Origin of the sequence: Flavobacterium sp. MFBS3-15 (genome assembly GCF_026107645.2) — a bacterium.
Lineage (GTDB): Bacteria > Bacteroidota > Bacteroidia > Flavobacteriales > Flavobacteriaceae > Flavobacterium.
On record NZ_JAPCHV010000009.1, the window covers coordinates 122,257 to 142,642 of the forward strand.

The 20,386-nt window shown below is 47.5% G+C and carries 19 protein-coding genes; 15 read left to right on the plus strand and 4 right to left on the minus strand.

The features are described from left to right. Positions 1 to 105: 105 nt before the first annotated feature. The 10 genes from OGH69_RS09785 to OGH69_RS09830 all read left to right on the plus strand — a co-directional run bounded on the left by OGH69_RS09785 (position 106) and on the right by OGH69_RS09830 (position 12,122). Positions 106 to 1,905 (plus strand): tetratricopeptide repeat protein, encoded by a 1,800-nt coding sequence (locus OGH69_RS09785; RefSeq protein ID WP_265174280.1) that lies wholly within the window; start codon positions 106 to 108, stop codon positions 1,903 to 1,905. Between the two features lie 468 nt (positions 1,906 to 2,373). Beyond that, the gene (locus OGH69_RS09790) at positions 2,374 to 2,694 is read left to right on the plus strand and encodes a DUF4286 family protein (protein ID WP_265174281.1); all 321 of its coding nucleotides are present in this window, start codon (positions 2,374 to 2,376) and stop codon (positions 2,692 to 2,694) included. Positions 2,695 to 2,721: 27 nt separating this feature from the next. Further along, positions 2,722 to 3,501, plus strand: coding sequence for a 16S rRNA (adenine(1518)-N(6)/adenine(1519)-N(6))-dimethyltransferase RsmA (gene rsmA, locus OGH69_RS09795; protein ID WP_265174282.1), 780 nt, complete (start codon positions 2,722 to 2,724; stop codon positions 3,499 to 3,501). Then, positions 3,491 to 4,843, plus strand: a complete 1,353-nt coding sequence (gene mgtE, locus OGH69_RS09800; protein WP_265174283.1) for a magnesium transporter — start codon at positions 3,491 to 3,493, stop codon at positions 4,841 to 4,843. Before rsmA ends, mgtE begins: the two co-directional genes overlap by 11 nt. Before the next feature lie 319 nt (positions 4,844 to 5,162). Then, positions 5,163 to 6,122, plus strand: a complete 960-nt coding sequence (locus OGH69_RS09805; RefSeq protein ID WP_265174284.1) for a 2-hydroxyacid dehydrogenase — start codon at positions 5,163 to 5,165, stop codon at positions 6,120 to 6,122. 9 nt (positions 6,123 to 6,131) lie between these two features. Next, positions 6,132 to 6,701, plus strand: a complete 570-nt coding sequence (locus OGH69_RS09810; RefSeq protein WP_265174285.1) for a hypothetical protein — start codon at positions 6,132 to 6,134, stop codon at positions 6,699 to 6,701. Between the two features lie 180 nt (positions 6,702 to 6,881). Next, complete coding sequence (locus OGH69_RS09815) at positions 6,882 to 7,541, plus strand: response regulator (protein ID WP_265174286.1); 660 nt, start codon at positions 6,882 to 6,884, stop codon at positions 7,539 to 7,541. Between the two features lie 318 nt (positions 7,542 to 7,859). Beyond that, on the plus strand, positions 7,860 to 8,591 hold the full coding sequence (locus tag OGH69_RS09820) for a GLPGLI family protein (RefSeq protein WP_265174287.1): 732 nt from the start codon (positions 7,860 to 7,862) through the stop codon (positions 8,589 to 8,591). Positions 8,592 to 8,598: 7 nt separating this feature from the next. Next, positions 8,599 to 9,303: a GLPGLI family protein gene (locus tag OGH69_RS09825; RefSeq protein WP_265174288.1), complete on the plus strand. Its 705-nt coding sequence runs from the start codon at positions 8,599 to 8,601 to the stop codon at positions 9,301 to 9,303. A gap of 134 nt (positions 9,304 to 9,437) precedes the next feature. After that, positions 9,438 to 12,122 (plus strand): carboxypeptidase-like regulatory domain-containing protein, encoded by a 2,685-nt coding sequence (locus OGH69_RS09830; protein ID WP_265174289.1) that lies wholly within the window; start codon positions 9,438 to 9,440, stop codon positions 12,120 to 12,122. Here OGH69_RS09830 and OGH69_RS09835 read toward each other — a convergent pair. The 4 genes from OGH69_RS09835 to OGH69_RS09850 are packed head-to-tail and all read right to left on the minus strand — an operon-like array spanning position 12,117 to position 15,491. Next, positions 12,117 to 12,902 carry an SDR family oxidoreductase gene (locus OGH69_RS09835; RefSeq protein ID WP_265174290.1) on the minus strand — a complete coding sequence of 262 codons (786 nt, stop codon included), beginning with the start codon at positions 12,900 to 12,902 and terminating at the stop codon, positions 12,117 to 12,119. The two genes, OGH69_RS09830 and OGH69_RS09835, sit on opposite strands and share 6 nt — an antisense overlap. Beyond that, positions 12,899 to 13,255 (minus strand): DNA gyrase inhibitor YacG, encoded by a 357-nt coding sequence (locus tag OGH69_RS09840; protein ID WP_265174291.1) that lies wholly within the window; start codon positions 13,253 to 13,255, stop codon positions 12,899 to 12,901. Before OGH69_RS09840 ends, OGH69_RS09835 begins: the two co-directional genes overlap by 4 nt. Next, positions 13,252 to 14,847 carry a bifunctional GNAT family N-acetyltransferase/carbon-nitrogen hydrolase family protein gene (locus tag OGH69_RS09845; RefSeq protein ID WP_265174292.1) on the minus strand — a complete coding sequence of 532 codons (1,596 nt, stop codon included), beginning with the start codon at positions 14,845 to 14,847 and terminating at the stop codon, positions 13,252 to 13,254. The genes OGH69_RS09840 and OGH69_RS09845 overlap by 4 nt, the downstream gene beginning before the upstream one ends. Before the next feature lie 2 nt (positions 14,848 to 14,849). After that, entirely contained in the window at positions 14,850 to 15,491 is a 642-nt protein-coding gene (locus tag OGH69_RS09850) for a DUF6000 family protein (RefSeq protein WP_265174293.1), read from the minus strand. A 199-nt stretch (positions 15,492 to 15,690) separates the two neighbouring features. On the opposite strand from OGH69_RS09850, the gene OGH69_RS09855 reads away from it, so the two are divergent. The 5 genes from OGH69_RS09855 to OGH69_RS09875 all read left to right on the plus strand — a co-directional run bounded on the left by OGH69_RS09855 (position 15,691) and on the right by OGH69_RS09875 (position 20,340). Next, positions 15,691 to 16,110 carry a GNAT family N-acetyltransferase gene (locus OGH69_RS09855; protein WP_265174294.1) on the plus strand — a complete coding sequence of 140 codons (420 nt, stop codon included), beginning with the start codon at positions 15,691 to 15,693 and terminating at the stop codon, positions 16,108 to 16,110. Further along, the gene (locus OGH69_RS09860) at positions 16,110 to 17,180 is read left to right on the plus strand and encodes an alanine/ornithine racemase family PLP-dependent enzyme (RefSeq protein ID WP_265174295.1); all 1,071 of its coding nucleotides are present in this window, start codon (positions 16,110 to 16,112) and stop codon (positions 17,178 to 17,180) included. Before OGH69_RS09855 ends, OGH69_RS09860 begins: the two co-directional genes overlap by 1 nt. Before the next feature lie 445 nt (positions 17,181 to 17,625). After that, a complete protein-coding gene (locus OGH69_RS09865; protein ID WP_265174296.1) occupies positions 17,626 to 17,958 on the plus strand; it encodes a single-stranded DNA-binding protein in 333 nt (110 codons plus the stop codon). Between the two features lie 351 nt (positions 17,959 to 18,309). Next, positions 18,310 to 19,143 carry an SDR family NAD(P)-dependent oxidoreductase gene (locus OGH69_RS09870; RefSeq protein ID WP_265174297.1) on the plus strand — a complete coding sequence of 278 codons (834 nt, stop codon included), beginning with the start codon at positions 18,310 to 18,312 and terminating at the stop codon, positions 19,141 to 19,143. 276 nt (positions 19,144 to 19,419) lie between these two features. Next, entirely contained in the window at positions 19,420 to 20,340 is a 921-nt protein-coding gene (locus OGH69_RS09875; protein WP_265174298.1) for a helix-turn-helix domain-containing protein, read from the plus strand. Positions 20,341 to 20,386 lie beyond the last annotated feature (46 nt).

Genomic DNA, 20,386 nt, shown 5'->3' on the forward strand with positions numbered 1-20,386 from the left:
CATTTGCGTTTTTTATTTACCGGCAATTTGGCCGGATTATTGAGTATGTCCATAACGAATAGAAAACCCGTGGAGATCCGTGTCATACGCGTTCCAATCATTGCGATGAAAAAGATAATCACCATCATAGCCCTCTTGCTTACATTTGCCGCCTTCGCGCAAAACGAGCAGCTGGCGCAGAATTATTTTGAAAAAGGAGAGTTCGAGAAGGCGCTGGTCATTTACCAGGACCTGGAAAAGAAACAGCCCCATAATATCTTTTACGCGCAAAAGCTGGCGGCATGCTACCAACAGTTACAGCAGTATGCCAATGCCGAAAAGCTGCTGAAGGAAAAGTTGCAACGCATGGGGCAGCCTATGCTGTATGTGGAGCTGGGGTACAACTACCAGTTGCAAAAAGACATGCCAAATGCGGAAAAAAACTATAAGGCCGCGCTCGATGCCATAGCTGATAACCCGTCAAATGTATACAACGTCGCTTCTACCTTTGAACAAAAGGTGCTGCTGGAACAGGCAATAAAGGCTTATGCCAAAGCCGTGGAGGTTAACCCTAACCTGAATTTTGATTACCAGGTGGCGCTGTTGCAGGGGCAGTTGGGCAACGTGGAACTGATGATACAAAAGCTCCTGAGCTATGCCTACCATAACCAGCAGAACCTGATTGTGGTGCAAAACCAGTTGGTACGATTCATGAGCGAGGAAGGAGAAGAAAACCCGACGGCTGAGAGCGATAAAAGTTTCAATACCCTGTTGCGCAAGGCCCTTTTGCTGAATGTGCAAAAAACGCAGGACATTTTCTGGAACCAGTTCCTGAGCTGGTATTTTGTGCAGCAACGCGATTACGGCAAGGCATTCGTGCAGGAAAAAGCCATCTTTAAGCGCGACCCCGATACATTTTACAACATCGTGAACCTGGCTAAGCTGGCCGTTGAAGAAAACGAAGATGCCACTGCGAGAGAGATACTCAACTTTATACTTCAAAATACTACCGACCCTGAGTTGCAGATGCAGTCGCATTATTACCTATTATCAATGGATATAAAAGCGGCGCAGGAGAAAGACCACCCCGCAATCAGGCAGCTTATAGATGCACTGCTCAGCCAGTATGGTGTGAGCCCGTACTCTCTCGACCTGCAATTACTCAAGGCTGATTTTGAGGCATTCCATCTTAAAGATACCGGTGCGGCAATTGCTACGCTTAATAAAACGCTGGAACTGCAGCTCAACAAATACCAGCAGGCACAGGTAAAGATGAAGCTGGCCGATGTGTTGCTGCTTGATGAAAAATTCAACCAGGCCATCATCTATTATGCGCAAATCGAGGAAGACCTCAAGAACGACGCTGTGGGTCACGACGCCAGCCTGAAAATGGCAAAAAGCAGCTATTATAAGGGCGATTTTGAATGGGCTCAAAAGCAATTCAAGGTATTGAAATCATCAGTGTCGCAACTAATTGCCAATGACGCTTTGGAAATGTTCCTGCTGATTACCGACAATACCGTAGAAGACAGCACTCAAACCGCACTGAAGAAATTTGCCCGTGCCGACTTTAAGCTCTACCAAAATAAGAAGGCCGATGCCCTGGCAGGATTTAAGGAACTGCTCAGCGACCCGACCAAAAGCATACAGGATATTACCCTGTTGCGCATGGGCGAACTCTACCAAAGCATGGGCCAGTACCCCCAGGCATTGGAATCCTACCAAAAGATCATCGACAACTATAAAGAAGGGATTTATGTAGACGAGGCGCTGTTTTTCTCGGCCGAGATCTATAACAAAAAGCTCTCCGACCCGGAAAAGGCCAAGCCACTCTACGAAAAAGTGCTGTTTGAACACGAGGACAGCATTTACTTCATTGAGGCCAGAAAGCAGTTCAGGCAGTTGCGCGGGGATACAAATAGTTAGCGATATGAGCAACCGGGATACGCTTGTTTCAATTCTGTTACTACTGTTTTTATACCTAGTGCCGTTGGTTATTTTGCTGAGGCATTATAACCTTTTCAGGAAGCGCTCGTATGGGAATTTTGTGCGCGTGCCAAATGGTACGATAGCGGCCTACATTATTCTTGCGGTCCTGTTTTCCTCATAGGGAATGTTTGTGGCCCCCTTGTTGAAGACCCAGAATACCCTACTGCCGATGATGATATGCTACTGGCTTCAGTACTATTATTTTTCATTATGCCGGTGCTTGTTATTTTCCTGCCGTTATTGCTTTTGGTCAACATCATAAATTCTGTAGTTGGCAAGAAGGATAAAACTTTGGACACTGAAATTTTACCATAAAATTATTAGCCCATAATTGCCTTACACCCTATCTTTGTTAACAGTTTTTGTTCAGATAAACAAATAAACCCATCAACAAACAACATCGATATGATCATCTACAACGTTACCATCAACATAGACGACAGCGTGCACGACAAATGGTTTTCCTGGATGATGGAAAAGCACATCCCCGAAGTAATGGAGACCGGAAAGTTCTTCAAGGCCAAGATAGTCAAGGTGCTTATTGTGGAAGAGATGGGCGGCACGACATATGCCATACAGTATTTTGCCGAAAGCATGGAAAAACTGCAGGCCTACTATAATGAGGATGCACCAAGGCTGAGGGAAGAAGGCGCAAGGCTGTTTGGCGACAAAATGCTGGCCTTCCGTACCGAGATGGAGCTGATCAAAGAGTTTAAGATGGTATAACATAGAGCCTTCGGGTAGTTTTCAAAAATGGATAAAGTAAAAGCCAAAAAGCACCTCGGGCAGCATTTCCTGAAGGACGAAAGCATAGCAAAAGACATTGCTGACACCTTAACCGGAAATGGCTACAGCAAGGTGCTCGAGATAGGCCCCGGTATGGGAGTACTTACCAAGTACCTGCTTGAAAAAGATATTGAAACCTGGGTCATTGAGATCGACACCGAATCGGTAGAGTACCTCAATGCGCATTACCCCAAGCTGCACGGCAAGATTCTTTCGGAAGATTTCCTGAAGTATAACATCAGCAATTCGTTTGGCAATGAGCCGTTTGCCATCATTGGCAATTTTCCCTATAATATTTCTACGCAAATCGTTTTCAGGGCACTGGAACTGCGCGACCGCATACCTGAGTTTTCAGGCATGTTCCAAAAGGAGGTTGCCGAGCGTATCTGCGAAAAGAAAGGCAGCAAGGCTTATGGCATCCTTTCAGTACTGGTGCAGGCGTTTTATGATGCCGAATATTTATTTACCGTTCCGGAACACGTTTTCAATCCGCCGCCAAAGGTGAAGTCGGGCGTGCTGCGGCTGATCCGCAAAGAGAATTTCCATCTTTCTGTCGATGAGAAATTGTTTTTCAACGTGGTAAAAACCGCCTTCAACCAGCGCAGGAAAACACTTCGTAACAGTTTAAAAACCTATAACCTGTCGGATAATTTAAAGGAAGATAGTATCTTTGACCTCCGCCCCGAACAGCTTTCGGTGGAGCAATTCATAGAACTTACCCAAAAGATAGCGGCCAATGGAATTTAAGATCAGTAAGGATTTTATTGCCCAGATTGAGCAATATATAAGTGAAAACCGCGAGCAGGAACTCCAGAACCTGCTCCAGGACATCCATACTGCTGACATTGCCGAGATCATGGATGAGCTGGACAGCAGCGAGGCCAGCTATATCTTCCATATCCTGGACAGCGAAAAGACCTCCGAGATTCTTCTTGAGCTTGATGAGGAGAGCCGTGAAAAAATATTAAAAGACCTTTCGCCAAAGGAGATCGCCGAAGAGCTCGACGAAATGAGCACCGACGATGCCGCCGACATCATTGCCGAACTTCCGGCTGACATGAAGGAAGAGGTTATCCAGGAACTTGCTGATGACGAGCACGCCAAGGATATTGTCGACCTCCTTCGCTACGATGAAGATACTGCGGGTGGGCTTATGGCCAAGGAACTCGTAAAGGTAAACGAGAACTGGAACGTGCTTACCTGCGTGCGCGAAATGAGGGTACAGGCCGAGAACGTACAGCGCGTACATTCAATATATGTGGTGGATGACGAGGAGAGGCTGAAAGGCCGCCTGTCGCTGAAGGATCTTTTGGTGACCTCTACCAAGACCCCAATCAGTGAGGTATACATCAAAAAAGTAGACTTTGTAAAGGTGACTACGCCCGATGTTGAGGTGGCGCGCATCATGCAGAAGTATGACCTTGAGGCCATCCCGGTAATTGATGAGCTGGGCAGGCTCGTAGGGCGCATTACTATCGATGACATCGTAGACGTGATTAAGGAAGAAGCCGACAAGGATTACCAGCTCGCTGCGGGTATCTCGCAGGACGTTGAAGCTGATGACAGTATCCTCGAGCTTACCAGAGCCCGCCTTCCCTGGCTGGTACTGGCACTGCTGGGTGGTTTTGTTTCCGTTAAAGTCCTCGGCATATTTGAACCCGCAATGAAAAACCATGGTGAGCTGTTCTTCTTTACGCCGCTCATTGCAGCAATGGCGGGCAATGTGGGCGTTCAGTCTTCGGCGATCATCGTGCAGGGCCTTGCCAACAATACCATCAGCGGGTCGCTGTGGAACCGCCTGGTGAAGGAAGTCCTGCTTACGCTCTTCAACGGTTCCATACTGGCCGCCATACTCATACTGGGCAGCCATTTTCTACTGGACGAAACCTACATCTTAGGCCTTACTGTGGGCATTTCGCTGATTACGGTTATCGTAATCGCTTCATTGATAGGTACTTTTGTGCCGATACTCCTCAATAAGTTTGGTGTAGACCCCGCTTTGGCCACCGGGCCCTTCATTACGACCAGCAATGACATCTGCGGGATATTGATCTACTTTTCGATTGCGAAAATGATATTGGGCTTCTGAAATTTATCATACCCTAAAATACCCCAAAAAGGGCATTTTAGTGGAATTCTTGGGTTCCTGCGTGATGATTTTAGGGTATATGAATGTGATTTTAGGGGTTAGAAAGGGGGAATTTTAGGTAGTCCTTCTTAATGGTTGAAAAATACGACTTTTGTTACCAATTTTTTCTTCTTAAAAAGTATCTAAAATAGAATTGCTTCTCATTTGTTTTCGATTGACTCCTTATCGAGATTTATTCCTGAAAGATTTTGAAAGATCACTTTGTGGACCTTTGCGCCTTCTTTGTGTAACTTTGCGTAACAACGGATAACCCTGAACCATGAACCCTAAACCCGGAACCATAAAGATCCTCCATATTGACTCCAACCACCCCACCCTTTGGGCACAGCTCGAAGAAGCCGGCTTCATCAATGAGGCCGACTACAAATCGACTAAAGCTGAAGTAGAAGCGAAGATAGCCGGGTACCATGGCATCGTGATCCGCAGCCGGTTCGATATCGACAGGCAGTTCCTCGATGCGGCGGCCAGCCTGCAGTTTATAGCCCGCGTAGGGGCAGGGCTGGAGAGTATCGATTGCGGGTATGCCGCCGAAAAAGGCATCCACCTGATTGCCGCGCCCGAGGGCAACCGCAATGCCGTGGGCGAGCAGGCGCTGGGCATGCTCCTGTCGCTCTTCAACAACCTGAACAAGGCCGACAGGGAGATACGCAAGGGGCAATGGGTGCGCGAAGGCAACCGCGGGCATGAGCTGGACGGCAAGACCGTGGGCATCATCGGGTACGGGAACATGGGCAAATCGTTTGCCAAAAAGCTGAGGGGATTTGATGTTGAAGTACTATGCTACGACATTAAGCCGTTTGTGGGCAATGCCAATGCCAAACAGGTTTCGCTGGAAGAGCTGCGGGAAAAAGCCGACGTGCTGAGCCTGCACACACCCCACACGCCCGAAACACACCGCATGGTCGATGCCGGTTTCATCGATGCGTTTAAAAAACCGTTTTGGCTTATCAATACGGCCCGTGGCAAAAGCGTGGTGACGAAAGATCTGGCCGAAGCGCTCAAATCTAAAAAGATACTGGGTGCGGCATTGGACGTTTTAGAATATGAAAAATCATCGTTCGAACAATTGTTTACTACCGACATCCCAGAGGCATTCCAATACCTGCTGGACTCGGATAACGTGCTGTTATCGCCCCACATCGCCGGGTGGACGTTCCAGAGCCATGAGCGCCTGGCGCAGGTGATCGCCGACAAGATAAAGGCAGTGTGCCTTAAATAAGCCACATAGATGAAAAAAAAGATTATTACCGCAATTGTGCTGGCGCTTCTGTTTTCATGCAAAGATGACAAGAAGGCTGAAATAAAATCGGAAACTGTCATCACAACCAGCAAAGCTAAGCCCGAACTTGCTGATCCCGGAATTGCTGAATACTACGACACTCATCATGAAACTATAGGCGGATGGCTTAAGATTGGAGTGGATGCCAGCCGGGTTATCGAAAATTTCGGGAACGACTATAATGCTGCTGAGGGTGAAATATCCCAGGTTAACGGGATGTACTGGCAGGAATGGGACTATCCTGACAACGGGGTTACGCTGTTAATGGAATCGGAAAATGCTGAAAGCCAAAAAAGCGTAATCCAGATCACCTTATATAAACCTTCGCGATTACAAACTTCCCGCGGCATAGCAATTGGCTCCTCTGCAGGCGATGTGCGTAAAGCCTATGCAGATGTCATTAATAATAAAGAATCATCAGGTCAAAGCATTGTTGCAGGTTCGATATATTCGGGAGTAATTTTTACGATTGCCGACAATGCCGTATCAGAAATCTTCATTGGTGCGGCAGTTGAATAATTTAGCGAAAAGCTAAGGATAACAGATACTCCAGCTTGTTATAAATATATTGTTTGTTACATCAAAAAGCCACTTCTTTACACAACTCTTAATTAATTGTTAATTGAATAAAATACAGTTTTTTTGGTAATATTTAAAGTATATATTTGGTTATAAGTTAAAATATAATTAAAAAGAGCTTTGGTTAAAAAAATAAATGTACTCGGCATTGACGATCATGCCGTTGTACTCGAGGGCTACCATTCTATTTTTAGGAGCCTCGATGGGTTCGATGAAGTAAGGTTTACCAAAGCTCATGATTGCCGGTCGGGCAGTGAGGTTATATATACGCACAAGGATGACCCTTTTGATGTTGCGGTATTGGATTACAGTATGCCGCCTTTTCCGGAAAAGCACCTGTATTCCGGCGAAGATATGGCAATGCTGCTGAGGCAGGCCATGCCCTCTTGTAAAATCATCATGATGACCATGCACAATAACATAAGCGTATTGAGTAGCATCCTGGAAAAAGTAAGGCCGGAAGGGTTTATAAATAAAAGCGATTGTTCGTGCACTGAACTCATGGAGGCCTTTAAGGCCGTACTGCAGGGCGCTACCTATTTTTCTGAAACCGTGGCCGCCTTTATGGCACGGCAGGAAAGCGGGATGCTGCTGGAGGAGCTCGACATTAAGATTATCCTTCTCCTGGCCAATGGCATCAAGACCTGTAACCTCAATAAATACATTCCCCTTTCTGAAAGCAGCATCGAAAAACGGAAGTACCGCATTAAGCGCCTCCTTAACATTAGTGGCGGCGATGAGGAGCTCATACGCAGGGCCAGGGCATTGGGGTATATTTAGTATGACATGCCTCTGCCAGGGTGCAAAAAAAACATTAATCTTCTTAATTAACCATAATATTTAATTAATAGATATTAACAATTATGCGTTTATTATATTTTTTTAACCAGTTTGTTAGATATATTTAAATATTTTTAGTAGTAAATGAATGTTATTTGTGATTGGATTCCTTTTCTGTTCACAATTTTTTTTATCACTGTTAATTGCGGAAAAACCGTAATTAATTGTCATTTATTTTTTCCAACTTTACTACAAGCCTGCTTCAATAATCACAGCATACAGGCCTACACGGCTTGTATGCCATTTTAATAATACCTTATGAAACCATTTTTAGCAGTAATTTTATTTATAAGTATATGGGCCTATCCCCAAAAATCGGGAATTGTTACCTATCGGGGTTTTTACACGGCGACACAGCTTACCGAAGAATTTAAGAAGAAGGACCCGTCGGCCTACCGAGACCAGGCGGAATATGAAGAAATAGCCAGGACACTTCGTTTTGAGATGCATTTTTCAAATAACGAATCATTCTTCAGCATGGTGGAGGGACTGCCTGCCGACAGCTACGACGAAACGAATGTGAGCATTGCGCAAAGCAAATTTTATGGACTGGACAGCTTTTACAATAACCTCGCTACTGACGAAAGCCTGGAGCTGGCCAATATCATGGACCGGATCGTGCTCATTGAGAAAAAAATATCAGAAACCGGATGGCAGCTTACCGATGAAACAAAAATGATAGACGGCTATAAATGCTATAAAGCAACTACCGAATATAAATACCACTGGAACGGTAAAGACCGGTCATGGCCCGTAACCGCGTGGTATGCGCCATCCATTCCCATTGACCTGGGCCCGTTGCGTTATGCCGGTTTGCCGGGGCTGATACTTGAACTGAGCGAAGGCTATTGTTCCTGGGTTGTTGAAAGGATCGACCTTAGTCCTAAAAAGAAGATAAAGGTAGCCCGCCCCAAAAGCGGTGAAGCAATGACACAGGAGGAACTGGATAGCCAAACGGACAAAATGAAAAAAGACATAATGGGAAATTAGCCAGGAAATGAAACAGCGCCAAATTGTACTGATACTTTTTTTTATTTGCAGTCATTCTTTTGCACAAGTAAGCGAAGGTACCATTCACTACAGGGTAGTGGTGGGTACTGACGAGCTTTTTGAAAAACTGGATAAAGAGATCAGGGACCAGTACATAAAAGAAAAGGAATCAGAAAAATACATATTGGAATTTAATAAAAACGAATTTGTATATTACCTTGTTCCCGGGTTGTCTGTAAATTCAGACAGGGTGGCAAGGGAAGTAGTATATTATAAAAATAAGGACAGCCTGTACAGCCTGCGCCCGGTAGATGATGAAGATTTCGGGAAGCTGCTGATTAAGGAGTCGCGGGATACCCAATGGCAACTGCATAACGAAACCAAAATGATAGGCCGGTACAAATGCTATAAAGCAACAGCCGAACTGGTAAGGGATAATGGTAAATATGGCGTATTCAGGTTTCCGGTTATTGCCTGGTATGCGCCCGAAATACCGCTGCCGTATGGGCCGCTTGGGTATGGCGGGCTGCCGGGACTCATACTCGAACTGCAGGAACGCAATGTGGTGTATGGGGCAGCTGCGATTGATTTTAAAATTGACCGGAAAAATTCGAAGCTGCAAAAGCCATCCCGCAAAGGCCGGAAATTGTGGACACAGGAAGAATACAATGCCAACATCCAAAAGCTGATGGAGGGCGTGTATAAAGAATAAAGGCCGTGCCGGAATGTGGGATTCTAATTATAATCCGCAAAAATGATTTTTAAACACCACCTTCCTGATACTGGTTATCAAACTCATGGGCAGTACCTGCCGTTACGGTAACTGCGCACGGAATTATGAATTTAATGGTACGACTCTTTTTTGCTATCTTTTGTTTCTGCTACTGCACAGCACAGGCGCAAACGCTGTCTTTTACAGGCGTGGTTAGCGACACGCTGGAGATGCCGCTGGAAAATGCCAATGTGATCGCCAAACCGCTAAAGGAAGGACTGCAATTGAAATTTGCCATTGCCGACCATAAGGGCCGCTACCGGCTGGAACTCGAAAAGCAGGTGCCGTATGAAATTACCGTGTCCTATCTCGGTTTTTTGGATGAAACCTTCCTGCTGGAGCCGGATGCTGCAGCAACTTCCCATAACTTTTTACTGAAGCCCTCCAGCGAAAACCTGAAGGAAATCATTATCGATTACGAGATTAAGCCCGTAATTGTAAAAAAAGACACGCTGGTATATGATATAGGGAGCTTTGCTTCGGGTAATGAGCGAAAGATGAAGGATATCCTGGCCAAACTGCCCGGTGTAGAGGTGGGAAAAGACGGATCGGTTACCGTACAGGGTAAAAGAGTGACCCAGATGCTGGTGGAGGGGCAGTCGTTTTTTGGCGGCGGGTCCAAACTGGCGGTGGAGAACATTCCTGCAGATGCCCTGGACAAAATTGAAGTGATCGACCACTTTACCGAGGTAGGCTTCATGAAAGAGGTGTCCGACAGCGAAGAGCTTGCCATGAACGTAAAACTGAAGGAAGATAAAAAGAAATTCATGTTTGGCGACATTGAGGCAGGCGCGGGCAACGACAGCTTTTACCTTGCCCACGCGGCATTGTTTTATTACAGCCCCAAAACCAACCTGAGCTTTATAGGCGATGCGAACACCATAGGGCAACGTGTTTTTTCGTTTGACGACCTTGTGCGGTTTGAGGGCGGAAGGAGCAAATACCTTACCGGAAGGAAGTCGCTGGGCAACCTGTACAGCTTTACCGATGACAATACGGATGTGGTGCAAAACAGGGCCCAGTTTGCCGCGCTCAACTTTAGCCACCGCCTTTCCGATAAGCTTTCGGTATCCGGGTTCGGCATTTTTTCCAAAATTTTTACCGGATCGTTGGTAGAGAGCGAAGTCCAGTACCTCCAAAATGATGTGCCCATTGTCGAGGAACGGCTGTTTAAAAGCAGCAACAGGCCCCTGCTGGGAGCGGGCAACATTAAGCTCGACTACGACCGCGGGGCAAAGGAGAAGATTTATTATAACGCCCAATACCAGTCGGCAAACAACGATTTTGAAAGTACGCTTACCTCGGTAATCAATAATAACGCTACCGTTTTTGAAACTTTTCGCCACGCCGACAACAATTCATTTAAGCAGTACCTGGAGTGGCATAAAGGCTACAATGATGCCCATACGGCCACGTTTGTGGTAAACCATGCCTACGACAAAAACACACCGCGCAATGCGTGGGTTACCAACCGGGAGTTCCTTCCCGGGCTTATACCGTTGCAGGAAGACGACCTGTACAATGTGCAACAGCTTAAGGCGGTTGAAGGCAACAGCATCGACGCGCTGGTAAAGCACTATTGGATCATTGACAATTTCAACCATCTGTACAGTGTTATCGGCAACAATCTGGGCACTACGGCGCTGGATGTTACGGAGCGCCAGGTGCTAACCGACGGCACTGTGAACGATTTTAGCGATGCCGGGTTTGGAAATGACGTGTACTACCGCCTAAACGACGCCTACGTGGGCATGGAATACAAGTTTAAATTCGGAAAGCTGGTCAACCGCCCGGGGCTGTATTACCACTGGTACCACCTGTCTACACATCAGCCGGATAACGATTATAAGCTGTCCCGGTGGCTGCTGCAGCCGCAATGGACAAGCGAATATGAGTTTAACAAATCCGAGTCGCTACGGCTAAACTACCGCCTTGCCAACTCATTTCCTGATGCCGAAAACCTGGCAGAGCGGTATATGCTGCAAAGTTATAATGCGGTATACCGAGGCAACGCCTTCCTTCGTAACGAACGGTACCACGCGGCCAGCCTTTCCTACAGCAAGATGAACATGTACCGTGGCCTGGTGGTGAGCGGCAGTGCATCGTTCTCGAAAAAAGTACGCACGCTGCGCAACGAAGTGGTAGTGCAGGAAATTGTAAGCGACGGCGCAGTGCAGGTAAGCCAGTTTACCACCCCGGTGCTTACAGGCAATCCGGAAACGCGCTGGAGCCTTTCGGGCGCCGTACAGAAGAAAATTTATAACTTCAGTGTGGGGGCAAATGCACGCCTGGGCTGGTTTGAATATTTCCAGACACTCAACGGGCTTGAAACCGCCAACAACAGGAACAGCCAGGATGTGGGCCTATCGCTCAAAACAGCCAAAAAAGAATGGCCGTATGTATCGCTTGCTTATGCCAAAGGCTTCAGCCAGTTCCGTAGCGTGCAGGATACCGATTTCATGACCGATACGTTTGAAGCGGATTTCGACTACGAATTTGCGCCGGGCTGGGTGGTGAGGGGCAATTATACCTATTTCAATAACTCCAATACCGAAGGACAGGAGAGTTCCTACCGTATTGCCCATGCATCCGTAGCCTACCAGGTAAAGGACTCCCCGTGGGGATTTGAGCTAAGGGCAAATAACCTCCTCAACGACCGGAGCAAAGAAACCAGCAGCTTTTCTGATTATACCATCACCAACCAGGTAACTTATATCTTACCGCGCGTCGTACTGTTTACCGTCCGGTATAAGCTATAACAGGCTGCTGAAGGCATAACCCGTAAGGCGCGCCAGCTTTTCCGCGCGTACCGTTTTCCCTTCGTTTCCTGACGGCGCAAAGGCCGGTAGCGGTAGCCCCATTTCATTAGCTTTACCTGTATAGTAGTCCATCCGCGAAGGGTGGAAAGGCGCTACGCCATTAAACACCCCGCCCCAAATGTTTTGCCGGATGAGGGATAGTATAATGCCCACACAGTCGTCCCGGTGGATGAGGTTGATGGGGGCATCAGGATCGGGCAGGTTTTCCCTTCCGGCAAGGTGGTACACAGGATGCCTCTCGCCGCCAACCAATCCGCCAAAGCGCAGTATTGTGGTTTGGAAATTGGCATTCGCCAAAAGCATCTTTTCCGCTTCCAGCAGCTGCTTCCCGTTATCGCTGTCGGGTAAAGGCAGGGTATCTTCGGTAACTAACCCCTGGTTGTTTCCGTATACCGAAATGGAGCTTACAAACACCACTTTTTTTATCCCCGACTTCTCAATGTGCGGCATTAAAACCTGAATCTTATCCGTAAAATCCCCCTCCTTCAATTTCGGCGGGATGTCGATGATGAGGATATCGGCATCCGCCAAAAAGCCATCGGCACCGCCCTGTAAAGCAGTTGTGCTGAGGGAAAGGACATACGGTTCAATTCCGGCATCTGCCAAAGCAGGAAGTTTTTCGGGCGTGGTGGTCGACCCTTTTACGGTAAAGCCATCAGCGATCATTGCCTGCGCCAGGGGCAGCCCCAGCCATCCGCAGCCTAATATTGATGCTTTCATGAGGAAATGTCTTTTTTTACCAAAATGAAATAATCATTTTCCAATGGCATGTATCCCTGTTCGTACACAAAAAAATAGGTATTGCCGGTCTTGGTGTTCAGCAGGCTGGTAAAGTAGGTAAAGTCAAAGCCCATCGATGCCATTTTGGCCCTTGTGGTTTTGGTCTTGCCCTCCACATTCAGCTCGGCCAGTATGCGGTAATTTTTGCGCAGCCGGTTGTTGATGTTCCGCATGTAGTTGTTGCTGTCCTTATTGATCTTGTTGTTCCAGGCATTGCGGCAGGCATCGCTGCAAAACTTCTTGTCTTCGCGGCCTATTATCTTTTCGCCGCATTCGGGGCAATTGCGCGTCATTTGCTTGTACGGGTTTTGGGTTTGCTTTCCTGCACCTCAGGCTTCGGTTGGGCTGCGGGATGCTTTTTTATTTTGTACAGGTCCTGCCTGCGGTCTTTTAGTATGCGTACGCTGCCAAACTCATGGAGTTCCTTCAGCAGGTCCAGGTCCACATCCACGATAATGGTCATTTCGGTATTCGGTGTGGCTTCGGCCTTGATGCCATTCGACGGGAACGAGAAATCCGATGGCGTGAATACCGCCGTTTGCGCATACTGTATGTCCATGTTGTTTACGCCCGGCAGGTTGCCCACACACCCGGCAATGGCTACGTAGCATTCGTTCTCAATCGCGCGGGCCTGTGCGCAGTGCTTTACGCGGGTGTAGCCGTTTTGCGTATCGGTAAGGAAGGGCACGAACAGTATTTCCATGCCCTCATCGGCCATCAGGCGCGACAGTTCGGGAAACTCCACGTCATAGCATATCATGATGCCTATCTTGCCGCAGTCGGTATCAAAGGTCTTGATCTCGTTGCCGCCCACCATGCCCCAGTAGTTCACCTCGTTGGGGGTAATGTGTATCTTGGTGTACATCTCAAACGTACCGTCGCGCTTGCACAGGAAGCCCACGTTATACAGGTTGCCGTCCTCAACCATGGGCATGCTGCCGGTAATGATATTGATGTTGTAGGATATGGCCATTTCCTGGAAACGCTTGCGTATGGGTTCGCAGTAGCGGGCAATCTCACGGATGGCATCGGCTTCGGACAGATGGTTGAAGTCGGCCATCAGCGGGGCCACGAACAGCTCGGGAAACAGGGCAAAGTCGCTCCCGTAACCCGACACCGCATCGATAAAAAATTCGGCCTGCTCAAACAGCGCCTCCACATTGGCCAGCGGGCGCATCTGCCACTGTACCAACCCGAGGCGGATAACGCTTTTGCGGGTATTGATGAGCACTGGGTCTTTTTCGTAATAAATGTTGTTCCACTCCATCAGCACGGCATAGTCCTGCGAGTTCTTGTCGCCCTCGAGGTAGTTGCGCATCACCTTTATCACGTGGAAATCGTTGCTCAGCTGGAACGCCAGCACGGGATCGTGTATCTCCTTGAGGCGTACCCTTTCGATGTATTCCTTCGGGGTCAGGTCATCGCCATGCTCGTTATAGCCGGGCATCCTTCCCGCAAAAATGATGGAACGCAGGTTGAGCTGCTCGCACAGTTCCTTTCGCGCGTCATACAGGCGTCGGCCCAGGCGCAGCCCCCGGTATTCTGGGTCGATGAACACGTCGATGCCATACAGCACCTCGCCGTCGTAGTCGTGGGTATCGAAGCTGTAATTGCCGGTTATCTTTTCGTAGGTGTGGTTCATCGTCGCCTTTTTATGGTCAACGATGAGCGAAAGTGCCGACCCGACAACTTTGCCGTCTACCAATACTACGAGCTGCCCTTCGGGGAATATCTTCAGCAGGCGCTTGATGTCCTTTTCGTCCCAGTAGGGCTGGTCCATTTCCATGTCGGCCGGTTTGTAGGCGTGCTGCATGGTCATGCGGAGTTCTTTATAATCTTCTATACGGAGGTTGCGGAGTTCTACCTTTGAGATTTCTGTTTGCATAACTAATTCTTATGTATCATTATCATTGCTGCTATTTGTTTTTCAAATTGAGCAGTTTCTATTTCTTTCTTCCAGTAAGGTTTATTCTCAATGAATTTTTCCCAGTTTTCCGAATGTTTATTAAAGTTTGCGGTACCGTTTTGTTTATCAAGATAAGCAATGGCAGTAAGTACATCTTGCTGGTCAAACCATAGATCGGGCTGTTTTAAGTAATAATCCAAATAAGTGTTGAGGTAACCCACACTTCCTGGTGTATTAAAATAAGCCATTACCTTAGCATACATAGTCCCGGCATAACAAACCTCACTTTTAAGCAGGTGGACTCCTATTATATCTATAAACTCCGGCCTGTTTGTAATGGCGGCAAAATAAGCGCCCACCTGCCTTGTACGCCAGTTGAAATCTCCCAGACAGTTTTCAATTACATCTTTTGTAATCGTTGGCTTTAGGTCGCATATTTGAGAAATCCAGTCGTCATCCGTACGTTCGAGATTCATATAATAAGGAATAATCCATTTATCTATGAACTCCTGAGTCAATTCTGCGTCGTTTTTAAAAGAAATCATATCAGCAAAAGGAGTTGTATGCACTACTGTCGCACCTGCTACATGCGCCTTTAATTTTTCGAGATCATTGTTTACCATAGAAAATGAATATGCTATAAATATACAGAAATTTTTCCGTTTACAAACGTTTGTATGCGCATAGTGGCGTTTAACAGCCTGTTTAACATAGTTTAACAGGAATTTCTTTTTTAAGGGGGTTTAAAGTGTTAAATTGCGTTTTTTACAATTTAAAACAGAAAAAATGATAAAAATTCAACAATACTCAGGAAATAGGGTGATGAGTTTATCAAAACAGGAAACTTTAGTCAATTTTTTATATAAGAGCCTTGAACAATATGGCGATCCGAAAGCCGATATCGACAAGGCCATCAATTATGCATTGGGCCGCCTCTACACAGATACCCGCACAGGCGGGCTGGTACTCGTGGCGGAACACGAAGGCGAGATAGCAGGCGCGGTGGTAATCAACGAAACCGGGATGGGAGGGTACATACCCGAAAACATACTGGTGTATATAGCCACCGACCCGAATTTGCGCGGCAAAGGCATAGGAAAACAGCTGATGCACAAAGCCCTGGAATGTAGCCAGGGCGACGTGGCCCTGCATGTAGAAGCAGACAACCCCGCAAGAAGACTTTATGAAAGCCTCGGCTTTACCAACAAATACCTCGAGATGAGGTACAAAAAAACAGACTAATGGCATTTATAACGCTTAATGAGCAAAAGCTAAAACACAATTTTGACCACCTGAATGCTTTTTTTAGCCACCACGGCATCGAATGGTCGGCAGTGACAAAGATCCTGTGTGGCAACGAAAAATACCTTACCGCCCTGTTGAACATGGGCATAAGCCAGTACTCGGATTCCCGCATCAGCAACCTTAAGACCATAAAAGCCATTGACAGCAGCGCGCAGACTATTTATATAAAGCCGCCGGCCAAAGGGGTGATAAAAGATGTGATAAAATATGCGGATATCAGCATGAATACCGATATCCGGACCATAGAAAGGCTCTCGCAGGAGGCGCAAAAGCAAAACGTCATCCATAAGATCATAATTATGATCGACCTCGGCGAACTCCGTGAAGGGGTTATGCGCGACGACTTCATCGCCTTCTATGCCAAGGTGTTCGAATTGCCGAATATCGAGATTACGGGACTTGGCACCAACCTTTCCTGTTTATACGGCGTGCTGCCCAACAACGACAAGCTGATCCAGCTCAGCCTGTACAAGCAGCTGGTAGAGGCAAAATTCAACGTAAGCATTCCCTACATATCCGGGGGTTCCTCGGTTACCATACCCCTGGTAAAGCAGGGCCTTATCCCGAAAGGGATCAACCATTTCCGGATTGGCGAAACGCTGTTCATGGGCAATGATGTGTACAACAACGAGCCTTTTGACAGCATGGAAAATAATGTTTTCAGCCTGTACGCCGAAATCATCGAGCTGTACGAAAAGCCCCTGGTGCCTTCGGGCGAAATGGGCACCAACCTGGAGGGAAAGACCACGGAATTTGATAAGGACAATTACGGCAAAACGACCATCCGGGCCATTATAGACATCGGGCTGCTCGACATCGACATGAAGCACCTGGACCCCACCGATACTGCCATACAGTATGCGGGGGCAACTTCGGACATGGTGGTGCTCAACCTGGGCGATAACCCCAAAGGCTATAAAGTAGGCGACGTGATCGAATTTACAATGGACTACATGGGCATTGTAAGGATCATGAATTCACAGTATATCGAAAAACGGATTGTGTAGGTAGGAGCTACAATAATAACGATTTCACTTAGTAACTGTCTAAATTTTCTGAATTAAAAAATTAACCACATAGGTACATAGCTTTTAGCTGTCGGGTATAGAATGTAATTAAGGGACACAGAGCCTGAAGCTTTGCTTCACTATATACGCCTGTTACATTATTAAGGAGCTATAAAGCCTATGTACCTATGTGGTTAAATGAATTTTTAGACAGTTACTGAACGGATTACACAAGGCAGCAGTGCTTTGTGTAATTTTTTTTTGCCTTAGCAGATGGTTAGTTTAGTTCTGCTTGTAAGCGTTTACAAACGGCTACAACCGATTTTAAACAGTTAACAACCGGATAAAATTTGGCGCCTGCCGCAACTTTGCCCTGTTGAAACTATGATACGGTTTCTTCAGTTGCACGATAAAGATAACGATAACCATTAAATTACTACACGCCATGAATGCATTAAAAAACAAAGTACAGCTGATAGGGAATGCGGGGTCCGACCCGGAGATCAAAACCTTTGAAGGCGGCAAAAAGCTGGCACGGTTTACCCTGGCCACCAACGAAAGCTACACCAACGACAAGGGCGAGAAGATAACCGACACGCAGTGGCACACGCTCACCGCCTGGGGGAAGACCGCGGCCGTCATAGAGAAATATGTTACCAGGGGTAAAGAGCTCGCCATAGAGGGCAAGCTGACGCATCGCAGCTACGACGACAAAAACGGCGAGAAACGCTACATTACCGAAGTCGTTGTTAGTGACGTGCTGCTGTTTGGTAAATAGCAGGGCGGCTGTGGGGAATGGCCACCTTTGCTGAAGGGGCTGCCTGTGCACGGGCAGCCTTTGTTTTTTTATAGTGAGTAGAAATGTTAGAGTGGAATGTGTCACGCCCTGTTGGCACGTCTCGCTCCCCTTTCCTTTGGAGAGGGGCCGGGGGAGAGGATTAAACGGCATGAGTGAAGTTCTTCCCTATCCCACGGAGGGGTGCCCGCCGCGGCGGGTAGGGTGGTTTATCATTTCCTCAAATAGAATTGGTAACCCATCCTCATTTCGGCTACGTAACCCTCCGTTTAGGCTACATCCGGCCACACCTTGCTGCCGACCTTTGTACCATAATCTTAAATACTAAAAATCATGTCAGATCAAAAAACAAAGGTTTGGTTCATCACAGGCGCATCACGCGGGTTTGGCCGTATATGGGCCGAAGCGGCATTAAAGCGCGGCGATAAGGTAGCTGCAACAGCACGCAAATTAGAAAGTATAGCAGCCCTTAAAGAAACGTTTGGCGACAATGTGCTTACCCTGGAGTTGGATGTTACTAATGCCGCGCAGGCCAGAGAAGCCGTGCAGCAGGCCCATGCCCATTTCGGCAGGCTGGATGTGGTGCTCAACAACGCGGGCTACTCGCTGGTAGGCACCATAGAGGAAGCCCCTGCCGACGATGTAAGGGCCATGTTTGACACCAATATTTTCGGCGCCGTTATCGTAATACAGGCGGCCTTGCCATTGCTCAGGGAACAGGGCTACGGCCACATACTGGGCACATCGAGCAACCTGGGGCATGTAACGCTGCCGGTAATCGGGTATTACGCGTCGTCAAAATGGGCATTTGAGGCCATACACGAAAGCCTGGCGCTGGAGGTAAAGCAGTTTAATATAAAAGTAACCATCATTGAGCCCGGGGCTTATGCCACTGAATTCGGCACGCCGGAATCGCTGAAGTTTGCGCCGTCAATGGACATATACGACGGCTTTAAGGCTAACTTTTTCGAAAGCCTCCAAAACATGGAGCGCGGCAATCCTGCGGCAACGCCGGACAGCCTGTTTAAGGCGGTAGATGCGGAGAACCCGCCATTGCGCCTGTCGCTGGGCAGCAACAACCTCCCTTGGGTGCGCGGTGCCTATGCCGAACGCATGGCCGAATGGGAAGCCTGGGAAGAGGTGGCAATCGCCGCGCAGGGCAATTAAGGGTTTTGCCACGGATTACACGAATTGCACCTACGAATTTGTCGTGAACAAAATTTAACCACATAGGCACATAGTTTTAAAGTTATTTATCGATGTTAGAGGATGCATAATTCCACATAGTGAAGCGAAGCTTCAGACTCTGTGTTCCTTTATCGAACCTAATAAATTGACGATCAATGCTATGTATCTATGTGGTTAAATGAATTTCAGAATTGGTGAAATTGGTGAAATTCGTGGCAAAAAAATATCCGTTACCTTTATACAAAGAATACAGCCATGAAAAAAGAAGCCATCGTTCCCTATAGCTTTACCTCGCTAACCGAGGCGGCACGCACTTTTGGCCTGCCGGAGCCCAACCACCCGCTCATAACGATACTGGGCGCCGAAAGCAATAATGTTATAGAACGCGCCGTACCGCAGTCGCACGTGCTGCACTTTTATAAGATGTCCTACAAGCCGCGCCTTAGCGGACGCGTAAAGTACGGCCAGGACTACTATGATTTTGATGAAGGCGGACTGCTCTTTGCCGCGCCGGGTCAGATCATTGGCGCCGATGAGCAGCACGGCGGCGTGTGCTCGCAATACACGCTGCTCATTCACCCCGACTTCCTGCTGGGCTATTCCCTTGCCAAAAAGATAAAGCAGTACGGCTTCTTTTCCTATTCGGCCAATGAGGCATTGCACCTGTCGGATAAGGAAAAGGCGACCATCCTTTCGATTTTTGCCATAATCGAGGAGGAGCTTACGGGCAGGCTCGACGATTTCAGCCAGGATGTTGTCATTTCGCAGATAGAGCTGCTGCTCAACTATGCCAACCGTTTCTATAAGCGCCAGTTCATCACCCGCAAGGCCGTAAGCACAGGCTTGCTACAGGACATGGAGGAAATTTTGGACGAATATTTCGGCAGCGATGCATCCGCCGGAAAGGGCATACCCACAGTACAATACCTGGCCGACAGGCTGCACATCTCCGCGGGCTACTTAAGCGACATGCTGCGCTCGCTTACCGAACAAAATGCCCAGCAGCACATACACGGAAAGCTCATCGAAAAAGCAAAGGAAAAACTATCCACCACAGAGTTGTCGGTCAGCGAAATTGCCTACGATCTGGGCTTTGAACACCCGCAATCGTTCAGCAAACTGTTCAAAACCAAAACCAGCCTGTCGCCCGTGGAGTTCAGGCGGAGCTTTAATTAATGTAATTTCGATGTAACTACATGTGAGACGTTGCAGTGCAACGCCT

Excerpts from the sequence above, each read along its gene's own strand:
- rsmA (WP_265174282.1), top strand. The coding sequence starts at position 2,722 with ATGGATAAAGTAAAAGCCAAAAAGCACCTCGGGCAGCATTTCCTGAAG.
- OGH69_RS09870 (WP_265174297.1), top strand. The coding sequence starts at position 18,310 with ATGTCAGATCAAAAAACAAAGGTTTGGTTCATCACAGGCGCATCACGC.
- OGH69_RS09865 (WP_265174296.1), top strand. The coding sequence starts at position 17,626 with ATGAATGCATTAAAAAACAAAGTACAGCTGATAGGGAATGCGGGGTCC.
- OGH69_RS09840 (WP_265174291.1), bottom strand. The coding sequence starts at position 13,255 with ATGACGCGCAATTGCCCCGAATGCGGCGAAAAGATAATAGGCCGCGAA.
- OGH69_RS09785 (WP_265174280.1), top strand. The coding sequence starts at position 106 with ATGAAAAAGATAATCACCATCATAGCCCTCTTGCTTACATTTGCCGCC.
- OGH69_RS09790 (WP_265174281.1), top strand. The coding sequence starts at position 2,374 with ATGATCATCTACAACGTTACCATCAACATAGACGACAGCGTGCACGAC.
- OGH69_RS09805 (WP_265174284.1), top strand. The coding sequence starts at position 5,163 with ATGAACCCTAAACCCGGAACCATAAAGATCCTCCATATTGACTCCAAC.
- OGH69_RS09835 (WP_265174290.1), bottom strand. The coding sequence starts at position 12,902 with ATGAAAGCATCAATATTAGGCTGCGGATGGCTGGGGCTGCCCCTGGCG.
- OGH69_RS09845 (WP_265174292.1), bottom strand. The coding sequence starts at position 14,847 with ATGCAAACAGAAATCTCAAAGGTAGAACTCCGCAACCTCCGTATAGAA.
- OGH69_RS09875 (WP_265174298.1), top strand. The coding sequence starts at position 19,420 with ATGAAAAAAGAAGCCATCGTTCCCTATAGCTTTACCTCGCTAACCGAG.
- mgtE (WP_265174283.1), top strand. The coding sequence starts at position 3,491 with ATGGAATTTAAGATCAGTAAGGATTTTATTGCCCAGATTGAGCAATAT.
- OGH69_RS09830 (WP_265174289.1), top strand. The coding sequence starts at position 9,438 with ATGGTACGACTCTTTTTTGCTATCTTTTGTTTCTGCTACTGCACAGCA.
- OGH69_RS09855 (WP_265174294.1), top strand. The coding sequence starts at position 15,691 with ATGAGTTTATCAAAACAGGAAACTTTAGTCAATTTTTTATATAAGAGC.
- OGH69_RS09860 (WP_265174295.1), top strand. The coding sequence starts at position 16,110 with ATGGCATTTATAACGCTTAATGAGCAAAAGCTAAAACACAATTTTGAC.
- OGH69_RS09820 (WP_265174287.1), top strand. The coding sequence starts at position 7,860 with ATGAAACCATTTTTAGCAGTAATTTTATTTATAAGTATATGGGCCTAT.
- OGH69_RS09850 (WP_265174293.1), bottom strand. The coding sequence starts at position 15,491 with ATGGTAAACAATGATCTCGAAAAATTAAAGGCGCATGTAGCAGGTGCG.
- OGH69_RS09810 (WP_265174285.1), top strand. The coding sequence starts at position 6,132 with ATGAAAAAAAAGATTATTACCGCAATTGTGCTGGCGCTTCTGTTTTCA.
- OGH69_RS09825 (WP_265174288.1), top strand. The coding sequence starts at position 8,599 with ATGAAACAGCGCCAAATTGTACTGATACTTTTTTTTATTTGCAGTCAT.